The organism is Aquibium microcysteis (genome assembly GCF_014495845.1).
Taxonomy (GTDB): domain Bacteria; phylum Pseudomonadota; class Alphaproteobacteria; order Rhizobiales; family Rhizobiaceae; genus Aquibium; species Aquibium microcysteis.
In genome coordinates this window covers 5425638-5449184 of sequence record NZ_CP061080.1, presented here as the reverse complement: position 1 = coordinate 5449184, position 23547 = coordinate 5425638, and the positions used below count along the sequence as shown (strand labels likewise).

The window sequence follows — 23547 nt, the reverse complement described above, 5'->3', positions numbered from 1 at the left end:
CTGGTCGCCTGCCGCCCCTGAGCGGTCAGGCGAAGTGGATGGTCTTGGTCTCGACGTAGTTGTCGAGGCCCTCGGGTCCGCCCTCGCGTCCCATGCCGGACTGCTTGAAGCCGCCGAAGGGATGCTTGGGATCGACGATCATGCCGTTGACCGTCACGCTGCCGGTGCGCATGCGCCGCGCCATGCGGTAGCCGCGCTCGGGATCGGACGCGTAGACGGCGCCGCTGAGCCCGAAGGCCGAGTTGTTGGCCTTGTCGGCGGCGTCGTCCTCGTCGCGATAGGTCAGCACCGAGACGACCGGGCCGAAGATCTCCTCCTGGACGATCTTCATGTGCGGCGTGACGCCGGTGAACACCGTCGGCTCGACGTAGAAGCCCTTGTCCAGCCCGCGCGGGCGGCCGCCGCCGCAGGCGACGCGTGCGCCTTCCGCCCGGCCGGCGGCGATGTAGCCTTCGACGCGGGCGCGCTGGCGGGCCATGGTGAGCGGTCCCATCTGGGTGGCAGGATCGAAGGGATCGCCGACCTTGATGTTCGAGACCGCGCCCAGATAGAGGTCGAGGAACTCCTTCTCGCGGCGCTCCGGCACCAGGATGCGGGTGAGCGAGAAGCAGACCTGGCCGGTGATCGGCATGGTGTAGACCATGAGGCTCGGCAGCGCCTTGGCGAAGTCGGCGTCGTCGAGCAGCACGGCGGCCGACTTGCCGCCGAGTTCGAGGCTGACGCGGGCCAGTCGCTCGGCGCAGACGGCGGCGATGTGCTTGCCGGCGGCCGTCGAGCCGGTGAAGGCGACCTTGTCGATGCCCTTGTGGCGGACGAGATAGTCGCCGCCCTCGCGGCCGGCCGGGACGATGTTGAACACGCCCTGCGGCAGACCGGCCTGTTCGATGCATTCGGCCAGGATGTAGGCCTCCAGCGGCGTCTCGGGCGACGGCTTGGCGACCATGGTGCAGCCGGCGGCCAGACCGGCCGCGATCTTGTAGCTCAGGAGCACCAGCGGCGCGTTCCACGGGGTGATGGCCGCGCAGACGCCGACCGGCTCCTTGACCACGCGCACCCGGCCGCCGTCGTCGCGCCGGCGCTCGTCGACGAAGGGGTATTTCTCGATCAGGTCGGCATAGTAGTTGAACAGCGTCGGATTCTGGCCGACCAGCTTCTTCGTCAGCGAGATCGGCGCGCCGACCTGGAGGGTCCAGGCATGGGCGATCTCGTCGAGGCGGGCCGTCAGCAGATCGGCGACCTTGCGCAGGTAGCGGGCACGCTCGGACGGCGCCATGCGCGGCCATGGGCCGTTGTCGAAAGCGTCGCGGGCGGCCGCCACGGCACGATCGATGTCGGCCGGCCCTGCCTCGGGATAGGTGATCAGCAGTTCCTCGGTGGTCGGCGACACGACCTTCAGGGTCTGGCGCGAGATCGGGTCCACCCACCGACCGCCGATGAAGAATCGCTCGGGCGCCTTCGGTGCGCTCGACGGCCTGTACATCACATTCATGCTCTTCCTCCCACGATGTCGCGCGAGCGGCTGCGGCCCGCACCCGCACGGGACGCCGGGCGACGGAACCGCAGAGGTTCCGCTCCTTCCCGCCTGGCGTCACGTTTCGCCGACAAGGTAGGGCGGGAAAGGGCTTCTGTCACGAGGTGGTTGCAAAAAATGTATACACACGGTGAAGGACGGTGGCTCACGACCTTGCCGACGATCTCATGGTCACAACGCCCGGGAGCCCCCATGCCACAAGTCTTGCGACACCTTGTCGGCGACCGGTGAACCCGGATGTCCGAGAGGACAGCCTGCCCCCGTCCTGTATACACGTCGGCCGACGGCTGCCGCCGGAACGGAGATCGGACCGCGCCGTTCACAGCGGATAGTCCTGGCTGCCGCTCTGGATGGAGATCCAGCGCAATTCGGTGAACTCGTCGATGCCGGCGCGCCCACCGAAGCGGCCGTAGCCAGAGGACTTCATGCCGCCGAACGGCATCTGCGGCTCGTCCTGGATCGTCGCCGCATTGATGTGGCAGATGCCGGTTTCCAGCCGTTCGGCCACGGCAAGCGCACGCGTCACGTCGCGGCCGAACACCGCCGCGGCAAGGCCGTATTCCGTGTCGTTGGCGATCGAGACCGCCTCGTCGACGTCGCCGAAGCGCATGACAGACGCCACGGGACCGAAGGATTCCTCGTAGTAGATGCGCATCGACGGCGTCAGCCCGTCGAGGATGGTCGCGTCGAGGAAGGCACCGTCGAGGCGTCCGCCGGCGACCACGCGCGCGCCCTTGGCGACGGCATCGTCGATCATCGCCTTGACGCGCTGCGCGGCCTGTTCGCCGATCATCGGACCAAGCGCGCAGCGCCCGAGGCGCGGATCGCCGGCCTTCAGCGCGCGCGCCCGCGCCGCGAATTTTTCCAGGAAGGCATCGGCCACGTCCTCGTGGACGAGGACCCGCTCCGTCGACATGCAGATCTGGCCCTGGTTGAAGAAGGCGCCGTAGGTCGCGGCTCCGACCGCCTCGTCGATGTCGGCGTCGTCCAGCACGATCAGGGGCGCCTTGCCGCCGAGTTCGAGCAGCACCTTCTTCAGGTGGCGCGCGCAGAGTTCGGCGACGACCCGGCCGGCACGTGTCGAGCCTGTGAAGGTGACGCGGCGCACGGCGGGATGGGCGATCAGAGACTCCGCGATCTCGCTCGCCTCGTCGGCGGCGTTGTGGACGACGGATACCACGCCCGCCGGCAACCCCGCCTCGGCGAAGACATCGCCGATCATCGCATGCGTGCGCGGACACAGTTCCGACGCCTTGAAGACGACCGTGTTGCCGCAGGCAAGCGGCATGGCGATGCCCCTCACGCCGAGCACCAGCGGCGCATTCCACGGTGCGAGCGAGAGCACGACGCCACAGGGTCGCCGCACCGCCAGGGACAGCGATCCGGCCCTGTCGGACGGTATCACCTCGCCGCCGATCTGCGTCGTCATCGCAGCCGCCTCGCGCAGGATCGACGCGGCGAGACGGCAGTTGAGATCGGCCCAATCCGCCGTGCCGCCGATCTCGTCGCCGATGGCGGCGGCGAAATCCTGGCTGCGGGAGAGAAGGATCGAGGCCGCGCGCTCGAGCACGGCGCGCCGTTCGGCCGGCGGCGTCCGGGACCAGGCGGGAAATGCCGAAGCCGCGACGTTGGCGGCGTGGCGCGCCTCGGCCACGGATGAGGCGTGAACGCGGCTGACGACGTCGCCGGTCACCGGGCTCACCCTCTCCAGGATGGGTGCCGGAGCCTGCCCGCCGACGATCGCGACCGTTGCCCGCGCCAAGTGACCGAACCTCCCTTCGTGGCCGGCGCATCACGCACCAGCAGCCTCGCCCGGCTCCCTTTCGGGCCTCCCGCCGGTGCGCAAGATCAAGACAACACCACCCGGCCAGCTTGTAGAAGGTATTTTTCTGGCTATTGTTTGTGGTTTTCTGGCCAATGCCAGCAAAGGACGTGGGGGAAGAGGCCGATGAAGGCCGAGCGCATCGAGAGCAGCCTGCAACGTCGGGTCTGGTCCTTCAACCGCCGGGCGGAGACGGTGGAGCGCCAGATCGTTCTCCTGACGGACGGCGCCGCCGAAGCAGAGACGGGGCAGGAACGCCTGGGAATGCAGGCGCCGGCGCTGCTGTGGGCAGGCGACCTGCAGCCCGGGCGCCTGATCGTGGAGGCAGGCAGCACGGGATTTCGCGGCCATGTCGGCAATGCGCTGCTGGTCGATGCGATCGGCGAGCAGGCGGAGTCGGTCGACCTGCGCTACCTCGTCGACAGGGACTTCGTGCTGTCGCTCGCCGGACAGGCGGAGCGCACGGCGGTGGTGTCGCGCTGCTTCGAGGGCATTCTGTCGGAACTGCGCCAGCCGCAGGAGGGATCGCCGCTGCTGCTCTCGGCCCTGCTCAGGATCGTGCTGGTGACCATGATGCGGCTGTCGGGCGCGCATGAGATCTCGCTCGTCGGCGCCGGCGAGAAGGCAGGCCTGCTGCAGCGGTTCCGGCAGCTCGTGGAGATGAATTTCCGCAGTCACTGGTCCATCGCGACCTATGCCGACGCACTCGGCATCTCGACCGACAGGCTGCACGCCATCTGCACGACCGGCATCGGCAAGACGCCCAAGGCGCTGGTTTCCGAGCGGCTGGCGCACGAGGCGGCGCTGCGGCTCGACCGTTCGGCCATGACGATCCAGCAGATCGGCCATTCGCTGGGCTTCGCCGACCCTGCCCACTTCTCGGTCTTCTTTCGCCGGATGACGGGGACGGCACCCGGCGCCTACAGGCGCGAACGCGCGCTCGCCCGGCAGCACGGCATCACGGCGCCGAGCACGAGCTTCACCGACTGGCCCTGAGGCCGCACGCGCGCCCCAAGCGAGCCGCCGGCGCCGGACGCAGACTGGTATACGATATGTTGTCGCCTCCGACCTTGGTCTATCGCCAGCGCCTGCAGGCCGGGGTCATTTAAGTGATGTCTGATGCGGGCGAAGCGAGCGGGAGGACGCGTCGAACCGCAGCCTTCCGCAGCGTGGATTAACGTATGGTAACTGGTTTTTTGCGGGCAATGCGGCAAACCCTCGTGCGGGGGGTCGAGTCGCAGGCGAATGGAATGCAATCTTGACAATGCGGGTGCTCCAGGTCCTGCCCGCGCTGAACGATGGCGGGGTCGAGCGAAGCGCGGTGGAAATGGCGCGAAGTCTCGGCGCCGAAGGGCTGCAGAACTGGGTCGTGAGCGGCGGCGGACGACTGGTCGATGCCATCACCTCGGCGGGTGCCGTCCATGTGACGATGCAAGTGGGTGCGAAATCGCCGCTGTCGGTCTGGCGCAATGCCCGACGCCTGTCGGCCATCGTCGACGAGACGGGCATCGACATCATCCACGCCCGCAGCCGGGTTCCGGCGTGGGTCGGCTACCTCGCCGCGCGGAAGGCACGGCACCGACCGGTCTTCCTCACCACCTTCCACGGCGTCTACGGCCACGGTTCGGCGCTCAAGCGATGGTACAATTCGGTCATGCTGCGGGGCGACGTCGTGATCGCCAATTCGCGGTTCATCGCCGATCATCTGCGCACGGTCTATGGGGTGGAGGATTCACGCATCGTCGTGGCGCCGCGCGGCGTGGACACGGACCTCTTCGATCCGGCGACCGTGCCCGACGTCGACGTCGCCCGGCTTCGCAAGCGGTTCGACGCAGCGCACCGCCCCCTGCTCGTCTACGTGTCCCGCCTGAGCGGCTGGAAGGGACATGCGGTCCTGGTCGAGGCGCTCGAGACCCTGCTCGACCTGCCATGGACCATGGTGTTCGCCGGCGGCCATGACAGCGAAACGCTGCGCAAGGACCTCGCCGCGAGGATCGCATCGGGCCCCGCGCGCGACCGGATCGTTCTCGCCGGCAGCCGCAACGACGTGCCGGCCCTGCTGAAGGCCGCCGATCTCGCCTTTTCCGTCGCGACGTCCCCGGAAGCCTTCGGTCGAGCGGCCGTCGAGGCCGGGGCGATGGAAACGCCCGTGATCGCCACCGCCCACGGCGGCAGCCTTGAAACGGTGCGTCACGGCGAGACCGGCTGGCTGGTGCCGCCGGGGGACCCGCAGGCGCTTGCAGCCGCGGTCCGCGCGGCCCTCGCCGATCCCGACGGCGCGCGCGCCGTCGGCCGCGCGGCGCGCGCCCACGTGCTCGACCGGTTCACCGCGGAGATGACGCTGGCAGCGGAACGCTCGGCCTATGCGCGCGTCCTCGCGGCGCGGGAGGCGAGACCGTGACCGCGCCGAGGACCGCCTGGATCCTGAGCGACGGAAAGCAGGGGCACCTGTCGCCGATGATCGGTGTCGCGGAACGGCTGGGAGTCCCCTACGAGATCAGGACCGTGCCGCCGATGCGGCGGCGGGAGCGCCTGCCGCCGCCCTTCCCCGCTCTGCTCGGCATACGGCCACCGAAGGCCGGCGTCCCGCCCCTCGACCCGCCATACCCCGACCTGTGCATCGCCTCGGGCCGCAGGACCGTGCGGTATCTCCGGGCCGTGAAGGCCGCTTCGCCCGACACGTTCTGCGTCTATTTCATGGACCCGCGTTCGGCGCGGGCGGGAGCCGATCTGGTGGTCGCCCAGCACCATGACGGGCTGACGGGGGAGCGCGTGCTCCAGATCCGGACGGCGCCGCACCGGTTCTCGGCCGAACGGCTGGAGCGCGCCCGGCAGACGGCGCGAGCGGAGCTGGCGGCACTGCCGCGGCCCCGGATCGCGGTCCTCGTCGGCGGCAACAGCCGCCATCACCGCTTCACGCAGAGCGACATCGAGACGCTGTCCTCCGCGATCGGCGACCTCGCCGGGACCGGCGCCGGCCTGATGGTGACGCTGTCGCGGCGGACGCCGCGGCCACTCGCGCGGGCCATCGAGGCCGTCGCCCGGGTCGATAACGTCTATCTCTGGGACAGTTCGGGCGTGAACCCGATCGTCGAGTATCTCGCGCTCGCCGAGGCGGTCGTCGTCACGGGCGATTCCATCAGCATGATGGGCGAAGCCGCCGCCACGGGGCGGCCGATCCACATCTTCCAGCCATGGGGCGGGCACCGCAAGTTCGACCGCTTCCTGCAAGCCCTGCGGGAGGTCGCCACCATACGGCCGTTTCCGGGTCCGCTGGGCGGGAACGACTACCCGCCGGTCGATGCCACGCCCTTCGTGGCGGAGGAGATCCGCCGACGCTATGCGCGACGACTTGCGGCGCGGCAGGAAAGAGGATAGCCGCCCTGCATGCCGCCGCCCCCTGCGATGCGTTCAGGAAAGTCGTCATCCATGTCGCGCCAAACCGTCATCTGCCTGAAGTGGGGCGACCGCTACGGGCCGCAATACGTCAACCGGCTGCACCGGATGGTCGCAGCGAACACGCAGCGCCCCTTGCGCTTCGTGTGCATCACCGACGACACGACCGGCATCGATCCGCAGATCGAGACGATGCCGATGCCGCCCTTCGACCTGCCGGAGGCGATGCGGTTCCACCCGTTCCGGCGGATGTTCCTGTTCGACGCCGCGGTCGGCGATCTCTCGGGACCGGTGCTGCACCTCGATCTCGACCTGCTGGTCACGGGCGCCATCGACCCGCTGTTCGATCACGACCCGGCCTCCCGCTTCGTCACGATCGAGAACTGGACGCAGCCCGGGCAAGGGATCGGCAACATGTCGGTGTTCCGCTACCGGATCGGCGAACTGCAGGAGGTGTGGCGCCGCTTCCGGCCCGACCCCATGGCGATGATGGACCTCTACCGCAACAGCCAGACCTTCGTCAGCCGCACGCTGGGCAGCGTCGACTTCTATCCGGCGGCCTGGTGCCTCAGCTTCAAGCATTCGCTCGTTCCACGATGGCCGCTCAACTTCTTCGTCGCGCCGAGGCTCCCGCCCGAGGCCAAGATCGTGGCCTTCACCGGCAAGCCCGACATCGACGAGGCGATGCGGGGCGAATGGCCGACGACGTCGCCATGGAAGAAGATCTACAAGTCGATCCGGCCGTCGCCCTGGATCGCGGACCACTGGCGCTGAGGAGCCGAACCGGTGCGTGCCCGGACGCCGGCCATGGTCACGAAGCGGGGGACGCGCTGATGCCGGTCGCCGTGGTCAACGGGCGCAGCGTGCTCTACGTGCACATCCCCAAGACCGGCGGATCGTCGGTCGAGCGCTATCTGTCGCGCCACGGCTCGGTGTTCCTGAAAGGCAATGGCCGCGTGGCCGGGATGCGGTGCAGCGCCCAGCACCTCCACGCGGCGGCTCTCGCCTCCATCGACGCGGCGGAAGGCCATGACTGGTGCTTCACGATCGTGCGGCATCCGGTCGTCCGGCTCGTCAGCGAGTACCGCTACCAGATGCGCAAGCCGGGCTGGCTGCGATCGCGCCTGTCGTTTTCCGGCTGGCTTTCCTATGCCCTGTCGCGCCGCGGTCTCGACCCGTGGTACCGGGACAACCATTTCCGGCCGCAGCACGAGTTCGTCCTTCCGGGCATGGAGATCATGCGGTTCGAGGACGGGGTCGACGCCTGCCTGCGGCGCATCGGCGACCGGCTGGGAACTCCGCCGCCCGCGACCCCGATACGCGAGAAGCCCTCACCCCGCGTGCCGCTGATCCTCACGGAGCGAGCCCTCGGTCGGATACGGGAAGCCTATGCCCGCGATTTCGCCGATTTCGGCTATGGCGAGGACGTGCCCTCGCTGCTCGCGGCCGGGCTTCAGCCCGACATGCTGGCCGGCAGGCAACGCTGAGAAGGAAACCGCATGCCATCCGCCCCGATCCCCGCAGTGCGTCCAGATCGAAAGGTCTTCGTCGTCGGCCTGTCGAAGACGGGCACCTCGACCCTGAAGGAGATGCTGACCGCGCTGGGCTACCGCGTGTGCGGCCCGAGGAAGGACCTTCTTGCGGACGTGCGCGCCGGCAGGGTGCAGGCGGTCGACCCGACGCTCGACGCCTACGACGCCTTCGAGGACTGGCCGTGGCCCCTGGTGTACCGCTACGCCAACGAGAGATACGGCCCCCGGGCGAAATTCATCCTGACCCGGCGGAAGGACGCCGACACCTGGTTCCGCAGCGTCGAGAATCACGGGCTCGGGACGAGCCCGCTGAAATCCATGCGCGACGCCTACGGCCACTACCGACCGTTCGGCCGCAAGGCGGCGTTCGTGAAGACCTACGAGGAGCACAATGCGGCCGTGCGCGGCTATTTCGCCGCCCATCCAGAGCGGTTCGTCGAGTTCTGCCTCGAGGACGGCGACGGCTGGGACAAGCTCTGCGGCTTCCTCGGCCATGAAACGCCCGGGACGGCCGTGCCGCACCGGAACCGCTCCACGCCCGACCGCAAGCCGCTCGCACGTTTGATCAACAGGCTCGTCATCGCGCCGATCTATGGCCGGCTGCCGCATGGGTGAGAACGTCCGGACAACGAACCGGATCGCGCGGGATCTGGCCGCACGGTTCGGTAGAACGAGATTCGTCTGCATGCTCGTCGAATGGGGCTCCTGACATGCTGGTCTCGCACCGGTTCCGATTCATCTTCCTGAAAACAGAGAAGACCGCAAGCAGCAGTCTCTACGCCGCCTTTCGCGACATCATCCTGGAACATGACAGACCCCATGCGGCGGACTGGTCAGTGCGGCGGCAATTGCTGCGGCAGAACATCAAGCTGGAGGACGTGTCCTTCTCCGGCCGCAGCGGCGCTTTCCGGCGCCGGCTGCCGCGCCTGAGCGGGCTGCACCGGCACGGCTATGCCAAGGATCTGCGCGACTTCCTCGGACCAGACCTGTTCGACCGCTACACGGTGATCACGAGCGAACGGAATCCGTGGGACCGGCAGGTCTCGTTGTTTGCGCACCGATCAAGCAAGGGCGAGAAGCCTTCCAGCGTCGAATTCGCCTCCGCGATGCGCTCGCCGGTCTACAATCTCCTGCACCACAACAGGCTGCGCAACTGGGAAATCTACAGCATCGACAATCGCGTGTGCGCCCATCACGTGATCCGCTTCGAGAACCTGCACGAGGATTTCCGCGCCGTCATCAAGGAGATCGGCCTCGATCCGGATCGCTACGCGCTGCCGCACCGGCGCGGCGGCAACCGGACCGACGACGGGCGGTATCGCGACCTGTACACCGACGACGTCCGCGACCTGGTGGGGCGCTGGTACAGGCGCGAGATCGAGCATTTCGGGTACATGTTCTGAAGCGCTGGATGGGCGGCGATGGCAGGCCCGCCTTCTCCGGACTGCGGTCCCTCAGGGAAGATCGACGAAGGTTCGACCGATACTCGCGCGAAAGTCGGGCGACCGCCGGAGTCGCGCGAGAGCGTTGCCGGGGAAGAACACCAGGCGTCGCCGGTGCCGGTTGACCTTCTCGTAGACGCCGTCGAAGCGGTGCCGGTCGGTCCATCTGACATCCGGCCGCAACGACGCATACCGCGCGACGTCGACACGCCGACCGCTCAGGTGCTCGCGAACGAGGGCGGCGAAATCCGTCTGCATGCCGGCGATCCGCCGCAGCCCGACGGCGATCGAGGCGCGGATCTCGTCCTGCCGGACCATGAGATCGAGCGCGGCTTTCGCCATGGCGGAATTCTCCGAGGGCGCGAACACGCGGAAGTCGACGCCGACGAGGTCAGCGATACCCTCCGACTTGAAGGTGTTTCCCGGAAGGAGGATCACGGGGGTGGTCTGCGACAGGGCGGAGACGGCGGTGTGGTAACGGCCGCCGAACACGAATTTCGCGCCGGCGAGGACGGAAACCAGTTCGTGGTGGTCCGGCATCTCGCCGGCACCGACGCTGAGCATCGGCGCCAGTTGCGTCTCCAGAACCTCCCGGTCCTGCTTGCGCGAGTGCACGGCCACCGGTGCCAGTCCGGTCAGGCGGGCGATCTCATCGACGGCACGGACGATCATGCCCTCGTCCAACTTCTTCAACGCGGCAGAGCCCGTGACGCAAAAATAATCCTGGCCGGGAAGAGCCGCGGAATGCCCGGCAGCGGTTCCAACGTCCCGGAACGCCATGTCGGGGCAGCAGACAAGGCGGTCGGAAAGGCCCATTTCCGACGCGAAGGCGAAGGATGCCGCCTCCCGGACGGCGACAAGATCGAAGCCCGAAAAGATCGAAGCGAGGACGCGGCGATCCGCTCCCCCGGAGGAATAGATGGTCTGATTCAGGGAAATGACGGGCTTCTTCCACTTCCGGCTGGCCAGAAACGGCAGGCCGAACAGCCGGACGTTCTGGAGGTAGTTGCCGGGTCCGACCGTTCCTTCACCCTGGAAGAAGACGACGTCCGCATCACGGACCAGGTCGAAGTGCGGGCCGAAACGCTCACGTGTGAGGTCTTCCAGAAGATCGAGGTCGGCTTCGCTCGGCCGATCACTGGAGTAGATGGCACGGAGCTGCCTCCCGTGGCGGGCCTCGTGCAGCCGGTCGAGTTCATGCGCCACCGGCAAGGCTATGGTGTCCAGCCTGACGTCCGGCGGCAGGCACTCGCTTTGCAGGAACTGGACGAGGCCGATGCTGGTGGCGCGGCATCCCCAGTTTGACCTCCCACCGGTGTAGTTCGTCAGCGCAACCTTCACGATGTCCCGTCCACCCGGCGTTCAGCTCAGTCCCGCCACCGTCGCGGCAACGATGGCCGCATCCTCCGCCAGGTGCCGGCGCAGGCGCTCGAGGTCGCCGTCGTCGAGCCGGATGCCGGCGGCGAGCTTCGCCATGATCTCGATGTCGTAGAAGCGCACGGCGTTGGCCAGCACCAGCAGTTCGTCCATGAGGTCCGGCGTGCCCATCGGCGAGGTGACGTCGCAGATGTTGTCGGAGCCGAGGCGCACCTGCACGCCGCCGGCCAGCAAGTCGAGGACGCGGGCGATGGAGTTGAAGGTGGGCGACGGCAGCGGGCGGTACTGGCGCATGCTGATGGCGGCGCCGGGGCAGCAGATGACGCCGATGTTGAGTTCGGCGAGGTCGGCGACCAGACGCTGAAAGCGGGGCTCCGGATAGGTCGAGGGCGAGATCAGGTGGATGAGCCAGATCAGCGGCTCGGCATCGCGCGGCACGCCGGCGCCGAGATCGCGCACGATGCCGACGACGGCCTCCGAGGCAGCCTCGTAGCAGTGATTCGCCTGGTCGACGTGAATATGGACCTGCTTGCCGGTCTGGACGGCCAGCGCGATGGCGCGGCGGCAGGATTCGTCGAAGCCGATGTGGTCCGGATACATCGCCCGGTCGTCGCGCTCGGGCAGGAGTCCGATGAAGTCCGCCTTGGCCACGCCCTCCAGCAGGAGATCCCAGCGGCGCGGCTGGTCGTCGCGGAAGCCGAGCGGATTGTAGGCGCCGATCCGGAAGTCGAGGTCCGGACTGCGCTCCCGCTTCAGTTCGAGGAAGACGTCGAGGGCGCGCAGGTCGATGCCGTCGTCGGTGACGTCGACCAGCGTATCGGCCCGGCGCGTGCCGGCATCGATGAAATTGCCGAGATAGCCGTCGGTGCGGGCCTTGAGTTCGCCCCGCTCGTAGCAGCGGCTCGCGTGGATGCGGGGGATGAGGGCGTGCTTGCCGGACAGGGGCAGGATGGCGCCGTCGCGCTTCGTCTCGGCCAGGAGCTTGACGGTCTCGTGGTAGGTGCCCGCCCGGTCGAGGTGAAGGTGCGCGTTGAACATCCCGCCATGTCCCGCGATCCTTTGCTCGAGTTCTCGAAAGTACGGGGTGGCGAGGTGCCTGCGCATGCGTCGTTCCATATCTGCCTGCGCTCCAGATAATCCCAATGCCTCCGCTTGGCTATGGCGGCGAGAGGCGGTCGGGCGGATGCCCACGGGTTGATCCATCGACAAAGGGCGGACCGGGAGCGTATATGCGGTCGAGAGGAAGATCGGACCGGCCGCAAGGGACGAAACATCACGTTCCTCGGAGCGGCGAAGCGACGACGCCACCTGGCGAGGCAGCGGGAGAACGGACGTGGACGCACCAGCTCCTGGCGGCCATCACGCGAGCGGGACCGAGCGGCCGCTGCCGACGGACATCCTGAGCGCCCTGCACCAGACCGCGGATCGCTCGCCCGATGCGCCTGCCCTGATGGATGTCAGCGGGAGGATGCTCACCTTCGAAGGCCTTCTGGCCAGGGTGGAGACCGTCGCGGCTTCCGTCTCGGGCGTGGCGGGCGGGCAGCGGCGGCCGCGCATCGGCATCGTCCTGCCGAACGGGCTCGACATGGCCGTGACGCTGCTCGGCGTGACCTGCGCAGGCGCGGCGCTGCCGTTCAACCCGACCTATCGATCGGCGGAGTACGAGGCCTATTTCCGCGAGACGCGGCTGGACGCCCTGCTGGTTTCGGCGACCGACGAGGGCGAGGCGGTGGCGACCGCCCGGGCGCTCGCGCTGCCGCTGCTGCGGCTTTCGGCCGACGGCTCGGTCGATGGCGCGGGCGCTTCGTCAGGCGACGTGCCGCAGCCCTCCCCCGACGACGTGGCGCTGGTGCTTCTGACCTCCGGCTCGACGGGCCGGGCCAAGGCGGTTCCGCTGACGCATCGCAACGTCTGCACCTCGGCGGGCGACGTCGCCCGGTCGATGGGCCTGTCGCCTGCCGACCGCTGCCTGGCCATGTGGGAACAGTTCCACGTCGGCGGGCTGGTCGACCTGCTGCTCGCGCCGCTGCTTTCGGGCGGGACGCTGGTCTGCACGCCCGGCTTCGACGCGGCGCGATTCTTCGAGCTGCTGCCCGCCGTCCGTCCGACCTGGTTCCAGGGCGTGCCGGCGACGCTGAACGAGCTCGTCGTGCATGCCCGCCGCAACGGCCTGACGGTGACGCCGCACAGCCTGCGCCTGCTGCGTTCGGTGGCCGCGGCGCTGCCGCCGCAGGTGATGCAGGACATCGAGGACACGTTCGGCGTTCCCGTGCTCCAGACCTTCGGCATGACGGAGGCCGGACCGCTGATCACCTCGACGGCGCTGCCGCCGGCCCTGCGCAAGCCGGGATCGGTCGGACGAAGCTGCGGGCCGCAGGTGCGCATCGTCGGTCCTGCGGGCGAGACGCTGCCGGCGGGCGAAACGGGCGAAGTGGCGGTGCGCGGCGACAACGTCTTTGCCGGCTACGAAAACGACGCCGACGCCAATGCGCAGCAGTTCCGGGCCGGCTGGTTCCACACCGGCGACCTCGGCCATCTCGATGCGGACGGCGACCTGTTCCTGACCGGGCGGATCAAGCAGCTGATCAATCGCGGCGGCGAGAAGGTGAACCCGCAGGAGCTGGACGACGCGCTGATGGCGCACGAGGCCGTGGCACAGGCGGCCTGCTATGCCGTCCCCCACCGGACGCTCGGCGAGGACGTGGCCGCCGCCGTGGTGCTGCGCGACGGGAAGACCGTCACGCCGGAGGCGCTGCGCGCCTTCCTGCGCGGGCGGCTGGCGGCCTTCAAGGTGCCTGCCCGGATCCGTATCGTCGACGACCTGCCGCGCAACATGATCGGCAAGATCGACCGGATGGCGCTGTCGCGGCTGGATGACGAGCCGGCCGGAGAGGCCCCGGCATCACCCGCGGCCGACGCGGCAGAGACGGGAACCGAGGCCACCGTCGCCGCCATCTGGGCGGAGGAACTGGAGCTGCCGTCGGTCGGACCCGACGCGGACTTCTTCGCCATCGGCGGCGATTCGCTGTCGGCGGTGCGAGTCTTCCTCGCCGTGGAGGCCGCGTTCGGCCGCAAGCTGCCGGAGGAGATGCTCGGGCAGATCACGACAGTCCGGGCGATGGCGCGGTCGATCGACGCGATGCAGCCCGACGACCTTCCGCAGCCCGTCCTTGCCGCTGCGCCGGCAGACGGGCTTTCGTCGGCGGACGCCCGCTCGCTCGCCAGCGTCATGGCGCTCGGCTCGATTCCGGTGCTGCGGCCGGGTTCGGCCATGAAGGCCGTGAACATGAAGGGGACGCGGATCCCGCTGTTCTGGTGCTTCAACAGTCCGGCCCGCGAGATGGGAAGCCTGGCGCCGCAGCTCGATGCGGACCAGCCGCTTTTCGGCCTCTATTCCGGCGGGCGGCTGTTTCCGCCGACCGAGGACATGCTGGACCGGCTCGCGCGGCACTATGCGGCCGAAATCCTGTCCCTCGACCCGACCGGCCCGTGCTTTCTCGGCGGAAACTGCCGCGGCGGCTGGATCGCCGAGCGGCTGGAGCGCCTCCTTGCCGCTGCCGGGAAGCCGGTGCTCGGGATGATCATCCTCGAACATGCGACCCCGCGGCTGGCATCGTTCCAAGGGCGGCTGCTGTTCATGTTCGGCAAGCAGAGCCGGCTGCGCGCCTATCGCGCGATCGGCTGGGGGAGGCCGGGGTGGGAGAGCCCCTTCACCGGGCCGGTGGAAGCGATCTGGGTCCATGGCGGCCATGCCGAGTTCTTCCGGCCGGGCAACGTGGAGGCGGTGGCGAACGCGATCGGGACCTTCCTCGACGGCCGGCCGGTGGCGACGGAAGAGCGCCGCGACGGGTTTGCAGATACCGTCCACAGGATCCCCGGCGCGCTCGGCGTCTACCGCACCTTCCACAAGATCCGCGAGGGTGGTCTCTTCCGCCGCAAGGCCAGGGTCAACCCGTTCACCGGCGAGCGCGACACATGAGTGCAGGGCCGGCACGAACGGGATGCGGGTGGCGGTAGACCGATGCGGCGCCTGATCGAAGCCATCTTCCGCGGCCTTGGACCTGGGCTGATGCGGAGTCCGGTGGAGGCCGCCATCGGCCTCCTCGACGGTCGCGCGGGCACCACGGCCGACCGGCTGCGGATCGCGCTGGCCGACAGCCATTTCAACGCGGGCGACTATGCGGCCGCGCGCGCCGCCTTCGCCGGCGTCGGCAACAGCCGCCACGGCGCCAAGGCGCGGCAGATGACGGACTGGATCGACTTCAAGTTCGGCGAGGTGGGGCGCGGCTGGCCGCGCTATCCGGGTGCCGACTTCGATCCGCAGGCCCATGTGCCGGGGGTAGTGCCGGCCGGCGTGCCGATCCGGGTGGAGAACCCGAACCATCCGGCCGCGCTCGTGACCGAGCTCGGGCTTCCGCTCTGGCGCCCCGGCATGCCGACGGACGCGCCGGTGCTGGTCTGGTTCAACTTCAAGGCCAGCCTCGGCGGCGAACTGCTGTGCGCCAAGGTGGTGAAGCGGCTGGAAGAGATACACGGCCTGCCCATGGTCCTGGCCTGCGACGCGCGCCTGGCCGACGTGATGCGGACGAACTTTCCGGACTGCACGGTCATCGACAAGGAGAGCGATCTGGCGAGCCTCCGCGGGCGATGCTCCGCCTTCCTGCCTGCGCGGGACGCGCTGGGGCTCGTCGTGCGGTCGCCGGCCGACTTCGTGCCCATCGCCGCATCGCCGTTCCGGCTTTCCGAATCAAAGCCCCGGATGACCGGCCGGCGCCCGCAGGTGGCGGTCTCATGGAAGACGACCAACCGGACGCAGGGCCGCTACCGCAACATCCCGATCGCAGATCTCGCAGGACTGCTGGCACGCTTCGACGCCGATTTCCATTCCGCCCAGCACGGCGTGACGCCGCAGGAACGCCGGATCCTCGAAGGCGCGCTCGGCGGGCGCATCCATTTCGACACGATCGACACGAAGGCGAGCGTCGGCGCCCTGGCGGCGAGCCTTGCCGCCACGGACGCCGTGGTGACCATCGACAATTCGGTGCTCCACATCGCCGGGGCCTTCGGCATTCCGGCCGCGGGGCTGCTGTCGGTGCCGTCCTACTGGGCCTGGCCGGCGGAAGGGACCGACAGCCGCTGGTATGGCAGCGTGAGTCTGATCCACCAGCAGAGGCCGGGCGAATGGGCGGGCGTGCTGGCCGAACTTTCGGACTCTCTGGACGCCCTTACCCGGGCTGCGCGGTCTGCCCGAGCGCCAGCAGCGCATTGAGCCGCCCGCGGCCTTCCACCACGTAGCCCCTGTCGCGGCAGAGCGCGATCGCCGGCTGGTCGAGGGAACCCTTCCCCGCCTCGATGATGACGTAGCGGGGCCAGCGCGTGCGCGGCGCAGCGGCGAAGAAGGCTTCGAGCGCCGGGAATTCCGCACCCTCGATGTCCATCTTCAGGACGTCGATCCGGTCGAGCCCCGCCTCGTCCAGCGCGTCGACCAGAGGCCGGCCGGCGACCTCGACGGTCGAGCCGCCGCCATGCTCGACGATGCGCCCGGTGCCGAAATTGCCGGCTTCCGCGTCGATGCGGACGGTCTGCGGCACGCCGGTGACCGCCCAGGGGCAGACCTTGATCTCGTCCCCGGCGCCGGATGCGTCGATGTTGAAGCGCAGGCGGCGCAGCATCTCCGGCTGAGGCTCGATGGCCACGGCCCGGAGGGGAAGGCCGGCCGCGGCCGCCGCGCTGCGGGCGTGGAGGGAATAGAGGCCGACATTGGCGCCGACGTCGACGAAATGGAACGCGCCGGACGCCTCGCGGGCCGCCCGGTCGATCAGCCGCCGCTCGGGCACGTCCCAGTGGCGATCGCTGGTGAAGACGCGCTTCTCGCAGAGGTTTCCCGACGGATGGAGCCGCACCGACTGCCCCGAAAAGACCGTCAGGTCGAAAGGCCCGCCCGACCGTCCGCCGGCCAGCCGGTAGCACAGGGAGCGCAGCAGCGCGGAGGCGCGTCCCTGCCCCGTGCGCCGCGCAAGACCCAGGAAGAGCGACGCGGCCGGTGTCGGTTTCAGCGCGCCGAAGGGAGGGGCTGCGGGTGGTGTCGTCATCGGTCGCTCCAGGGCTCGCTCGTGCTTAGCGGGTTCCCGTGCGTCCGGCAAACGAGACCGCGCGGGACCATGCCGGGATCGGGCGGCAGACTCGAAGGCGATCGGCTTCCCCGCCCTGCGGGCGCGAGGGACCGCCTCGTCCCGCCACCGGACGCGCGCCCTGCCCGGCCCGGAATTTTTCACATCCGTGAATGATCCCTGCGCATCCGCGATATCGTTGACTTGCTCCAGTGGCGGTTGGATGGTTGGGAGCGATAGAGCGCGAGGCGGCCCGGGAGGGTGTCGCCGCGGCTCAAGTCGCACAGGACCCGGCGATTGCCGGGTCGATCGGGATAGCCGGAGCCGACGGGCGCCGGGCGGACATGCCGTCGCCGATGGCGAGACGGCGTCGTCGCGCCCGCCGGATCGTCGTGGGGAGAGAGGACCGTCATGGAAAAGCACACAGAGGCGCAGGCCGTCGCAGCAGGCGCGCGGCGCATCGACGTCATCGTCGTGGGCGCAGGCTTCGCGGGCATGTATGCGACATACAGGTTCCGCGAAATGGGCAAGGTGGTGGTCGGCGTGGAGGCCGGCGGCGACGTTGGCGGCGTCTGGTACTGGAACCGCTATCCGGGTGCGCGCTGCGACCTGATGAGCGTCGACTACAGCTATGGATTCTCGCCCGAGATCGAGCAGGAATGGACCTGGAGCGAGCAGTTCGCCGCCCAGCCGGAAATCCTGGCCTATGCGAATTTCGTGGCGGACAGGCTGGACCTGCGCCGGCACTATCTCTTCAACACCCGCGTGACGCGGGCGGCCTGGGACGACGAGGCCAAGCTCTGGCGCGCCACCACCGACGGCGGCGAGGTGCTGGAGGCGCCCTTCTGCATCATGGCGACGGGCCCGCTCTCGGTGCCGAAGGATCCCGACATCGCCGGTATCGACCGCTTCGAGGGTCTGCTGCTGCGGGCGCAGAAGTGGCCGCACGAGCCCGTCGACTTCAAGGGCAAGCGCGTCGGCGTGCTCGGCACCGGCTCGACCGGGGTGCAGATCATCCAGACGCTGGGCAGCCAGGCCGGCGAACTCTTCGTCTTCCAGCGCACGCCGAGCTTCACCCTGCCGATGCGCAACCACGTGCTGGAGCCCGACTACGTGGCCGAGATGAAGCGCCATTATCGCGCCATGCGCGAGGCAATGCGCAACAATCCGACCGGCGGCACGCGCCCGGCCACCTCGCGGCCCTTCTTCAGCCTGCCGCCGACCCAGCGCCGCCAGGTGATGGAGCAGGCCTGGATCAATGGCGGCCACACCTTCCTCGGCTCCTTCGCCGACCTCCTGTCCAACCAGGAAGCCAACGACCAGGTGGCCGACTTCGTGCGCGAGAAGATCGGCGAGATCGTCAAGGACCCGAAGACGGCCGAAGCGCTGAAGCCGAAGGGCTACCCGATCTTCGCCCGCCGGCCCTGCCTCGACACCGAGTATTACGAGACCTACAACCGGCCGAACGTCCACCTGGTCGACGTGGCGTCCGATCCGATCGTCGAGATCACGCCGAAGGGCATCCGCACCCAGTCGGGCGAGACCGAGCTCGACGTCCTGATCTTCGCCACCGGCTACGACGCGCTGACCGGCGCGCTGCTGGCCTTCGACGTGGTGGGCCGCGACGGCCGGACGCTGAAGGACAAGTGGGCGGGCGGGCCGCGCTCCTATCTCGGCATCATGCTCGAAGGCTTCCCGAACCTGTTCGCGCCGAACGGCCCGAACGGCCCGGCGGCGCTGGCCAACCTGATCACCATCGCCGAGCACGACGTCGACTGGATCGCCGAGCTGATCGCCTACATGGACGCCAATGGCCTGCGGTCCGTCGAGCCGTCGGCGCGCGTGGAGGATGCCTGGATGGACCTCGTCGCGATGCTGGCCGAGAAGTCGCTGATCCGCAAGGCGAACACCTGGTGGGTCGGCGCCAACGTGAAGGGCAAGCCGCAGGGGCTGACGATGTTCATCGGCGGCTTCCACAAGTACCGCGAGCACTGCGCCGCGGCCGCGCGGGACCGGGCGGAGAATCTGGTGTTCGACCGCGCAAGGGAGAGCGCCGCCGCCTGACGGGCCGCGACGCCGCGCCCGTCGCGCTCGTCGCGGACGGGCGCAGGAGAGGCGAAGGCACTGCCAGCGGCGGAAACGAGGCGTGTCGCGATCTTCCGGATCGCTCCGCACGCCTTAGCTGCTCGTCTCCCGAACCCGGTACCCGCTTTCGGGAGACCTGCTTCAGGCCGCCGATGCCTTCTGCCGCGCGGCGTTGCGGTCTGCCAGCTTCGCGAGCGCGCCCAGGCTGGCGATGTGCTGGAAGATCGGCTTCAGGAAGCGCTTCTCGTGCAGGAGCTTGACGTCGTCGGCGCCGAGGCGGTCGACGGCGGCTTCGTCGATCGTGAACAGGCCGTGCACGACCATGTTGCCGCGATCGGGCGTCTGCGCGTTCAGCGTCACGGACGAGAACAGGCCGAGCTTCTGGAGGGTGGCGCAGAATTCGTCGGTGCGGTCGGCCGCGCGCTTGTAGTTGGCGCAGAGGTCGCGCGCCTGCTTCACCAGCGGTCCCGACTCGCCGGCGTCGGAGAAGAGGCGTTCGCCGTCCTTGCGGCCGAGCCCGTCATCGGCCTCGTCGACGCACAGCAGCGGTTCGCGGCCCTTCACGTCGCCGACGATGAAGGGGTAGCGGCGTAGATAGGCGGGGACGTAGCGTCCGGCCCAGCTGTCGTCGGCCTCGAGGAACAGGTTGCTGCCGGGTTCGAGACCGAGCACGAACACCGCGGCGGGCTGACCGGCGCCCGGCAGGAAGGCGATGGGCAGATGCGCCATCGCCGCACCGAACTCGTCCACCACCGCCGGCACGAAGTTGGCCCCGCGCGCGAAGGGGAACACGTTGGCCTTGCGCGCCATGCGCAGGTCGCGGTGTCTGACGTGGTCCAGCGGGACGACCTTCTTGTAGAAAAGCGGGTTCTTCATGGCCTCGGCATCTTTGTCGGCATTTCGATCGGCGCACGGTAGAGCAAAGCGTGGCCGCCGAACAACGGAATTATCGCTCTGTCCAAAGCCCGTTCTGCCGCAGCGTCGCAGCGACATTCGATCAGGACTGCGGCCGGACGACCTGCCTCAGCGCGGCCGCCCGACGTCGCGCGGGGAAATCCCGTATTTTCGCCGGAACATGGTCGAGAAATGGGCGGAGCTGTTGAAGCCGTGATCGAAGGCGACCGAGGTGACCGAGCGCGCGTCGCCCTTGGCCAGCCGGTCGTAGGCGAGTTGCAGCCGGCGGTTCCAGATCCACTCGGACGCCGACATCTCGCAGGGCTCGAACAGGAGATGGAGATAGCGCAGCGACATGCCGTTCGCGCCGGCTATCTTCTCCAGCGACAGGTCCGGTTCGCCGATATGGGCCTCGATCCACTGCTGGACGGATGCCAGACGGGCCTTCTTCACCGAACCTTCGGCCGCGGGCACGTCGCCTTCGGACGACAGGAGGGTGAAGGCCAGCATGTCCATCAGCTGGTTGCCGAGACCGGCGCGGATGGGTTCGGCGAGCTTCGACCCTTCGGTGGCGAGCGTCGCGCAGAATTCGGTGGCGATGCGGCCGAGCCCCTGCGTGGTGTTGATCGAGGCCGAGAGCGGGATCCGCTCGCGCGGGAACCGCTGGGCGAAGGCATCGCGCGGGATTTCCAGGTAGAAGGACCTGACCTCGCCATGGCACTGGAGTTCGTATTGCTCGGTGGCGCAGAAGAGCGCGCCGCGCGCCGCATTCGAGCGGTGCGTGGCGCCATGCTGCAGCACGCTCAGATTGCCGCGGTGGATGAGCTGCAGGTAGTAGCAGTCCTTGTCGAGCCGCGAGATGTGCTGCCGGTTGCGCTGGATGCGCTGTTGCGACAGCAGGATGTCGGTCATGGCAACCTCGCCGAACTTCGCCTCGCGGATGAAGCCGCGATAGCGCTCGGGATCCGTCGCGGCGACGTCGACATGGACGTAGACGTCGCAGATGGCGTCGCGCCAGGCCGCATAGCGGCGCGCGGGTTCGTGATCGTCCGTCGAAAAGACGAGGTCCACGGTTTCCCCTCCCGAGCCGTGCGCCGACGATCCGCCCGACAATTCCTCCCGTCCGACCGAGCCGGCCATCAGGAAGCGTAGTCCTGCGGATCGACCGCGTCCAGCGGTCCGGGCGCGCAGTGCATCCTCAGGCAAGATTTATGCGCGGTCATGAAAGAACGGCGGCGGCCCGGTCGCTAGCTTTGCCGGCGTCGGTCGGTTCGTTCCGCCGACGGCATCTGCGGGAGGGCGGACATGCATTCATTCGGGCGGCTCAGCCAGGAGCAGATCGTCTTTGCCCTGGCGGTGCTGATGTGCCTCGTCTTCGCGCTGAGCCTGCCGGGCTTCCTGACGACCAGCAACATCCTGAACCTGGTGCGCAGCGTCTCGATCCTCGGGATTCTCGGCGTGGCGATGGGGCTCGTCGTCATCGGCCGCGGCATCGACCTGTCGCTGGTGGCGCTGATGGCGGTATCCGTCGCCTGGACCCTCCACCTCGCCGCGAGCGGCATTCCGCTCCCCTTGGCCCTGACGCTCGGACTCGCCTTCAGCCTCGCCGTCGGCGCCTTCAGCGGCTGGCTGGTGGCCTATGTTGAGATTCCCGCGATCTTCGCGACGCTGGCCATGGGAACCCTGATCTACGGTTTCGGCCGCTACTTCCTGTTCGGCCTCGACGTCGTCTACATATCGGACGCCGCGCGGCCGCTGCTCTGGCTGGGCCAGGGCACGATCCAGGGCGTGCCGGTGCCGATCTTCCTCTTCGCCGCGGTCTGTCTCGGCGGCTGGCTGTTCCTGCGCTACAGCAGGACCGGCCGCTATCTGCGCGCCGTCGGCGACAATCTGCTGGCCGCACGCATCACCGGCGTTCCGACGCGGCCGGTCGTCGTGCTGCAATACGTGATCTCGTCGCTGATCGGCTACATGGCCGGGATCGTGACGGCGGCCTCCGTCGCCAGCATGAACACCCGCGTCGCCATCTCGACCTATGTCTACGACGTGATCCTGGTGGTCGTGCTCGGCGGCATCGGCCTGTCGGGCGGCCGGGGCGGCATCCGCAACGTCATCGTCGGCACGCTTCTGATCGGCGTGCTGCTCAACGGCATGACGATCCTCGACATCCAGTACACGGTCCAGAACGTCATCAAGGGCGTCATCCTTCTCACCGCCATCGTGATCGACACGATCATCAACCCCCGCGACGAGCAGACCGCTCAGCAAGGGGACATCTAGGCTCGTTCTCATCGGGAGGAAAAAACATGAGACTGCTGAAGACCTGCATGCTCGCCGCGACGCTCGCCCTGACCGCCGGCTCCGCGATCGCCCAAGGCATCGACGACCCCACGCGGGCGCCCTACTACGACTCCTTCAAGGGCAAGCGCATCGCCTACGTGCCCGTGGCCATGGGCTTCGACCTGACCGAAGGCTGGGCCGCCGGCCTGAAGGAAGCCTTCGAGCCGCTGGGGGTGACCTTCGACATCCGTGATCCGAACTGGAGCACGGATGCCGGCGCCGCGGCGATCACCTCGCTGATCTCCGAGAAGCCCGACGTGATCGTGGTCCACAACCCCGACGTCCAGTCCTATGCGCGCCTGCTGCGCAAGGCCGAGGAGGCCGGCATCTACGTGGTGCAGGTCAACATGCGCTCGAGCTATTCCACCGACGCCTTCATCGGCGCCGACTATGTCGGCATGGGCGAGCGGATCGGCGAGCGGCTGGTGGAGAAGTGCTCGCCGGCGAACGGCGGCAGCGGCAAGGTGGCGATCACGCAGGGCGTGCTGACGGCGGCCGCCAGCGTCTACCAGATGCAGGGCATCAACAACGTGCTGTCGAAGCATCCCGAGGTCCAGCTGGTCTCCAACCAGGCGGCCGACTGGGACGCGACCAAGGCGAAGAACATCGCCGCGACGGTGATCCAGCAGCATCCCGACCTCTGCGCCATCACCGGCTTCTGGGACGTGATGGACGTCGGCACCGCCGCGGCGATCAAGGAATCGGGCAAGGACGTCTACCTGCTGACGCAGGGCGGCGGCAACCGGATGGCCTGCGACGGCCTGGCCAACGGCACCTATTCGGAGGTCGTGGTCTATTTCGTTCCGGGCCAGGCGCGCGACATGGCCACGATGATCAAGCACCTGCTGCAGCTCAAGCAGCCGGCCGGCACCACCAAGACCACGCTGTTCACGCCGCTCACCTTCCTGACGAAGGACAACATGACGGCGGCCTCCTGCTGGGATCTCCCCGCCAAGGGCTGATCCGGCCCGGTCGACAAGGGCGGCAAAGGCCGCCTCACGGGCGGCGTCCGCCGCCC

At 68.6% G+C, this 23547-nt stretch carries 19 protein-coding genes; 12 read left to right on the top strand and 7 right to left on the bottom strand.

Going from position 1 to position 23547, the window contains the following annotated elements; all coding sequences use genetic code 11:
• Nucleotides 1-25: 25 nt before the first annotated feature.
• Together IAI54_RS25680 and IAI54_RS25675 are read right to left on the bottom strand one after the other, a co-directional pair.
• Entirely contained in the window at nt 26-1489 is a 1464-nt protein-coding gene (locus IAI54_RS25680) for an aldehyde dehydrogenase (protein ID WP_210321177.1), read from the bottom strand.
• Between the two features lie 361 nt (nt 1490-1850).
• A complete protein-coding gene (locus tag IAI54_RS25675) occupies nt 1851-3293 on the bottom strand; it encodes an aldehyde dehydrogenase (protein WP_187969876.1) in 1443 nt (480 codons plus the stop codon).
• Between the two features lie 186 nt (nt 3294-3479).
• On the opposite strand from IAI54_RS25675, the gene IAI54_RS25670 reads away from it, so the two are divergent.
• The 7 genes from IAI54_RS25670 (at nt 3480) to IAI54_RS25640 (ending at nt 9684) form a co-directional block, all read left to right on the top strand.
• Nucleotides 3480-4349 carry an AraC family transcriptional regulator gene (locus IAI54_RS25670; protein ID WP_187969875.1) on the top strand — a complete coding sequence of 290 codons (870 nt, stop codon included), beginning with the start codon at nt 3480-3482 and terminating at the stop codon, nt 4347-4349.
• Between the two features lie 268 nt (nt 4350-4617).
• Nucleotides 4618-5754, top strand: a complete 1137-nt coding sequence (locus IAI54_RS25665; RefSeq protein ID WP_235679453.1) for a glycosyltransferase family 4 protein — start codon at nt 4618-4620, stop codon at nt 5752-5754.
• Nucleotides 5751-6731: a mitochondrial fission ELM1 family protein gene (locus IAI54_RS25660; protein WP_210321176.1), complete on the top strand. Its 981-nt coding sequence runs from the start codon at nt 5751-5753 to the stop codon at nt 6729-6731. The genes IAI54_RS25665 and IAI54_RS25660 overlap by 4 nt, the downstream gene beginning before the upstream one ends.
• A gap of 51 nt (nt 6732-6782) precedes the next feature.
• Entirely contained in the window at nt 6783-7523 is a 741-nt protein-coding gene (locus IAI54_RS25655; protein WP_187969873.1) for a hypothetical protein, read from the top strand.
• Between the two features lie 59 nt (nt 7524-7582).
• Entirely contained in the window at nt 7583-8236 is a 654-nt protein-coding gene (locus IAI54_RS25650; protein ID WP_187969872.1) for a sulfotransferase family 2 domain-containing protein, read from the top strand.
• 12 nt (nt 8237-8248) lie between these two features.
• Complete coding sequence (locus IAI54_RS25645; RefSeq protein WP_187969871.1) at nt 8249-8896, top strand: sulfotransferase family protein; 648 nt, start codon at nt 8249-8251, stop codon at nt 8894-8896.
• 95 nt (nt 8897-8991) lie between these two features.
• Nucleotides 8992-9684, top strand: coding sequence for a hypothetical protein (locus IAI54_RS25640; RefSeq protein ID WP_187969870.1), 693 nt, complete (start codon nt 8992-8994; stop codon nt 9682-9684).
• A 51-nt stretch (nt 9685-9735) separates the two neighbouring features.
• On the opposite strand, the gene IAI54_RS25635 is transcribed toward IAI54_RS25640, so the two are convergent.
• Nucleotides 9736-11064: a polysaccharide pyruvyl transferase family protein gene (locus tag IAI54_RS25635; protein ID WP_187969869.1), complete on the bottom strand. Its 1329-nt coding sequence runs from the start codon at nt 11062-11064 to the stop codon at nt 9736-9738.
• Nucleotides 11065-11085: 21 nt separating this feature from the next.
• Entirely contained in the window at nt 11086-12138 is a 1053-nt protein-coding gene (locus IAI54_RS25630) for an amidohydrolase family protein (RefSeq protein WP_187969868.1), read from the bottom strand.
• Between the two features lie 295 nt (nt 12139-12433).
• On the opposite strand from IAI54_RS25630, the gene IAI54_RS25625 reads away from it, so the two are divergent.
• On the top strand, nt 12434-15079 hold the full coding sequence (locus IAI54_RS25625; RefSeq protein ID WP_187969867.1) for an AMP-binding protein: 2646 nt from the start codon (nt 12434-12436) through the stop codon (nt 15077-15079).
• A gap of 90 nt (nt 15080-15169) precedes the next feature.
• The gene (locus IAI54_RS25620; protein ID WP_187969866.1) at nt 15170-16369 is read left to right on the top strand and encodes a glycosyltransferase family protein; all 1200 of its coding nucleotides are present in this window, start codon (nt 15170-15172) and stop codon (nt 16367-16369) included.
• Here IAI54_RS25620 and IAI54_RS25615 read toward each other — a convergent pair.
• On the bottom strand, nt 16326-17192 hold the full coding sequence (locus IAI54_RS25615) for an FkbM family methyltransferase (protein ID WP_187969865.1): 867 nt from the start codon (nt 17190-17192) through the stop codon (nt 16326-16328). The two genes, IAI54_RS25620 and IAI54_RS25615, sit on opposite strands and share 44 nt — an antisense overlap.
• Before the next feature lie 429 nt (nt 17193-17621).
• Between IAI54_RS25615 and IAI54_RS25610 the strand changes: the two genes are divergently transcribed.
• Nucleotides 17622-19274 (top strand): flavin-containing monooxygenase, encoded by a 1653-nt coding sequence (locus IAI54_RS25610; protein ID WP_187969864.1) that lies wholly within the window; start codon nt 17622-17624, stop codon nt 19272-19274.
• 162 nt (nt 19275-19436) lie between these two features.
• Here IAI54_RS25610 and IAI54_RS25605 read toward each other — a convergent pair whose 3' ends face one another.
• Complete coding sequence (locus IAI54_RS25605; protein ID WP_187969863.1) at nt 19437-20171, bottom strand: SapC family protein; 735 nt, start codon at nt 20169-20171, stop codon at nt 19437-19439.
• Nucleotides 20172-20318: 147 nt separating this feature from the next.
• Nucleotides 20319-21260, bottom strand: a complete 942-nt coding sequence (locus IAI54_RS25600; RefSeq protein WP_187969862.1) for an AraC-like ligand-binding domain-containing protein — start codon at nt 21258-21260, stop codon at nt 20319-20321.
• Between the two features lie 234 nt (nt 21261-21494).
• Between IAI54_RS25600 and IAI54_RS25595 the strand changes: the two genes are divergently transcribed.
• Both IAI54_RS25595 and IAI54_RS25590 read left to right on the top strand, forming a co-directional pair.
• Nucleotides 21495-22469 (top strand): ABC transporter permease, encoded by a 975-nt coding sequence (locus IAI54_RS25595; protein WP_187969861.1) that lies wholly within the window; start codon nt 21495-21497, stop codon nt 22467-22469.
• A 26-nt stretch (nt 22470-22495) separates the two neighbouring features.
• Nucleotides 22496-23491 carry a sugar ABC transporter substrate-binding protein gene (locus tag IAI54_RS25590; protein WP_187969860.1) on the top strand — a complete coding sequence of 332 codons (996 nt, stop codon included), beginning with the start codon at nt 22496-22498 and terminating at the stop codon, nt 23489-23491.
• Nucleotides 23492-23547: the final 56 nt, after the last annotated feature.

Excerpts from the sequence above, each read along its gene's own strand:
- IAI54_RS25655 (WP_187969873.1), top strand. The coding sequence starts at position 6,783 with ATGTCGCGCCAAACCGTCATCTGCCTGAAGTGGGGCGACCGCTACGGG.
- IAI54_RS25615 (WP_187969865.1), bottom strand. The coding sequence starts at position 17,192 with ATGACGACACCACCCGCAGCCCCTCCCTTCGGCGCGCTGAAACCGACA.
- IAI54_RS25670 (WP_187969875.1), top strand. The coding sequence starts at position 3,480 with ATGAAGGCCGAGCGCATCGAGAGCAGCCTGCAACGTCGGGTCTGGTCC.
- IAI54_RS25595 (WP_187969861.1), top strand. The coding sequence starts at position 21,495 with ATGCATTCATTCGGGCGGCTCAGCCAGGAGCAGATCGTCTTTGCCCTG.
- IAI54_RS25640 (WP_187969870.1), top strand. The coding sequence starts at position 8,992 with ATGCTGGTCTCGCACCGGTTCCGATTCATCTTCCTGAAAACAGAGAAG.
- IAI54_RS25610 (WP_187969864.1), top strand. The coding sequence starts at position 17,622 with ATGGAAAAGCACACAGAGGCGCAGGCCGTCGCAGCAGGCGCGCGGCGC.
- IAI54_RS25665 (WP_235679453.1), top strand. The coding sequence starts at position 4,618 with ATGCGGGTGCTCCAGGTCCTGCCCGCGCTGAACGATGGCGGGGTCGAG.
- IAI54_RS25590 (WP_187969860.1), top strand. The coding sequence starts at position 22,496 with ATGAGACTGCTGAAGACCTGCATGCTCGCCGCGACGCTCGCCCTGACC.
- IAI54_RS25620 (WP_187969866.1), top strand. The coding sequence starts at position 15,170 with ATGCGGAGTCCGGTGGAGGCCGCCATCGGCCTCCTCGACGGTCGCGCG.
- IAI54_RS25630 (WP_187969868.1), bottom strand. The coding sequence starts at position 12,138 with ATGTTCAACGCGCACCTTCACCTCGACCGGGCGGGCACCTACCACGAG.
- IAI54_RS25605 (WP_187969863.1), bottom strand. The coding sequence starts at position 20,171 with ATGAAGAACCCGCTTTTCTACAAGAAGGTCGTCCCGCTGGACCACGTC.
- IAI54_RS25645 (WP_187969871.1), top strand. The coding sequence starts at position 8,249 with ATGCCATCCGCCCCGATCCCCGCAGTGCGTCCAGATCGAAAGGTCTTC.
- IAI54_RS25680 (WP_210321177.1), bottom strand. The coding sequence starts at position 1,489 with ATGAATGTGATGTACAGGCCGTCGAGCGCACCGAAGGCGCCCGAGCGA.
- IAI54_RS25650 (WP_187969872.1), top strand. The coding sequence starts at position 7,583 with ATGCCGGTCGCCGTGGTCAACGGGCGCAGCGTGCTCTACGTGCACATC.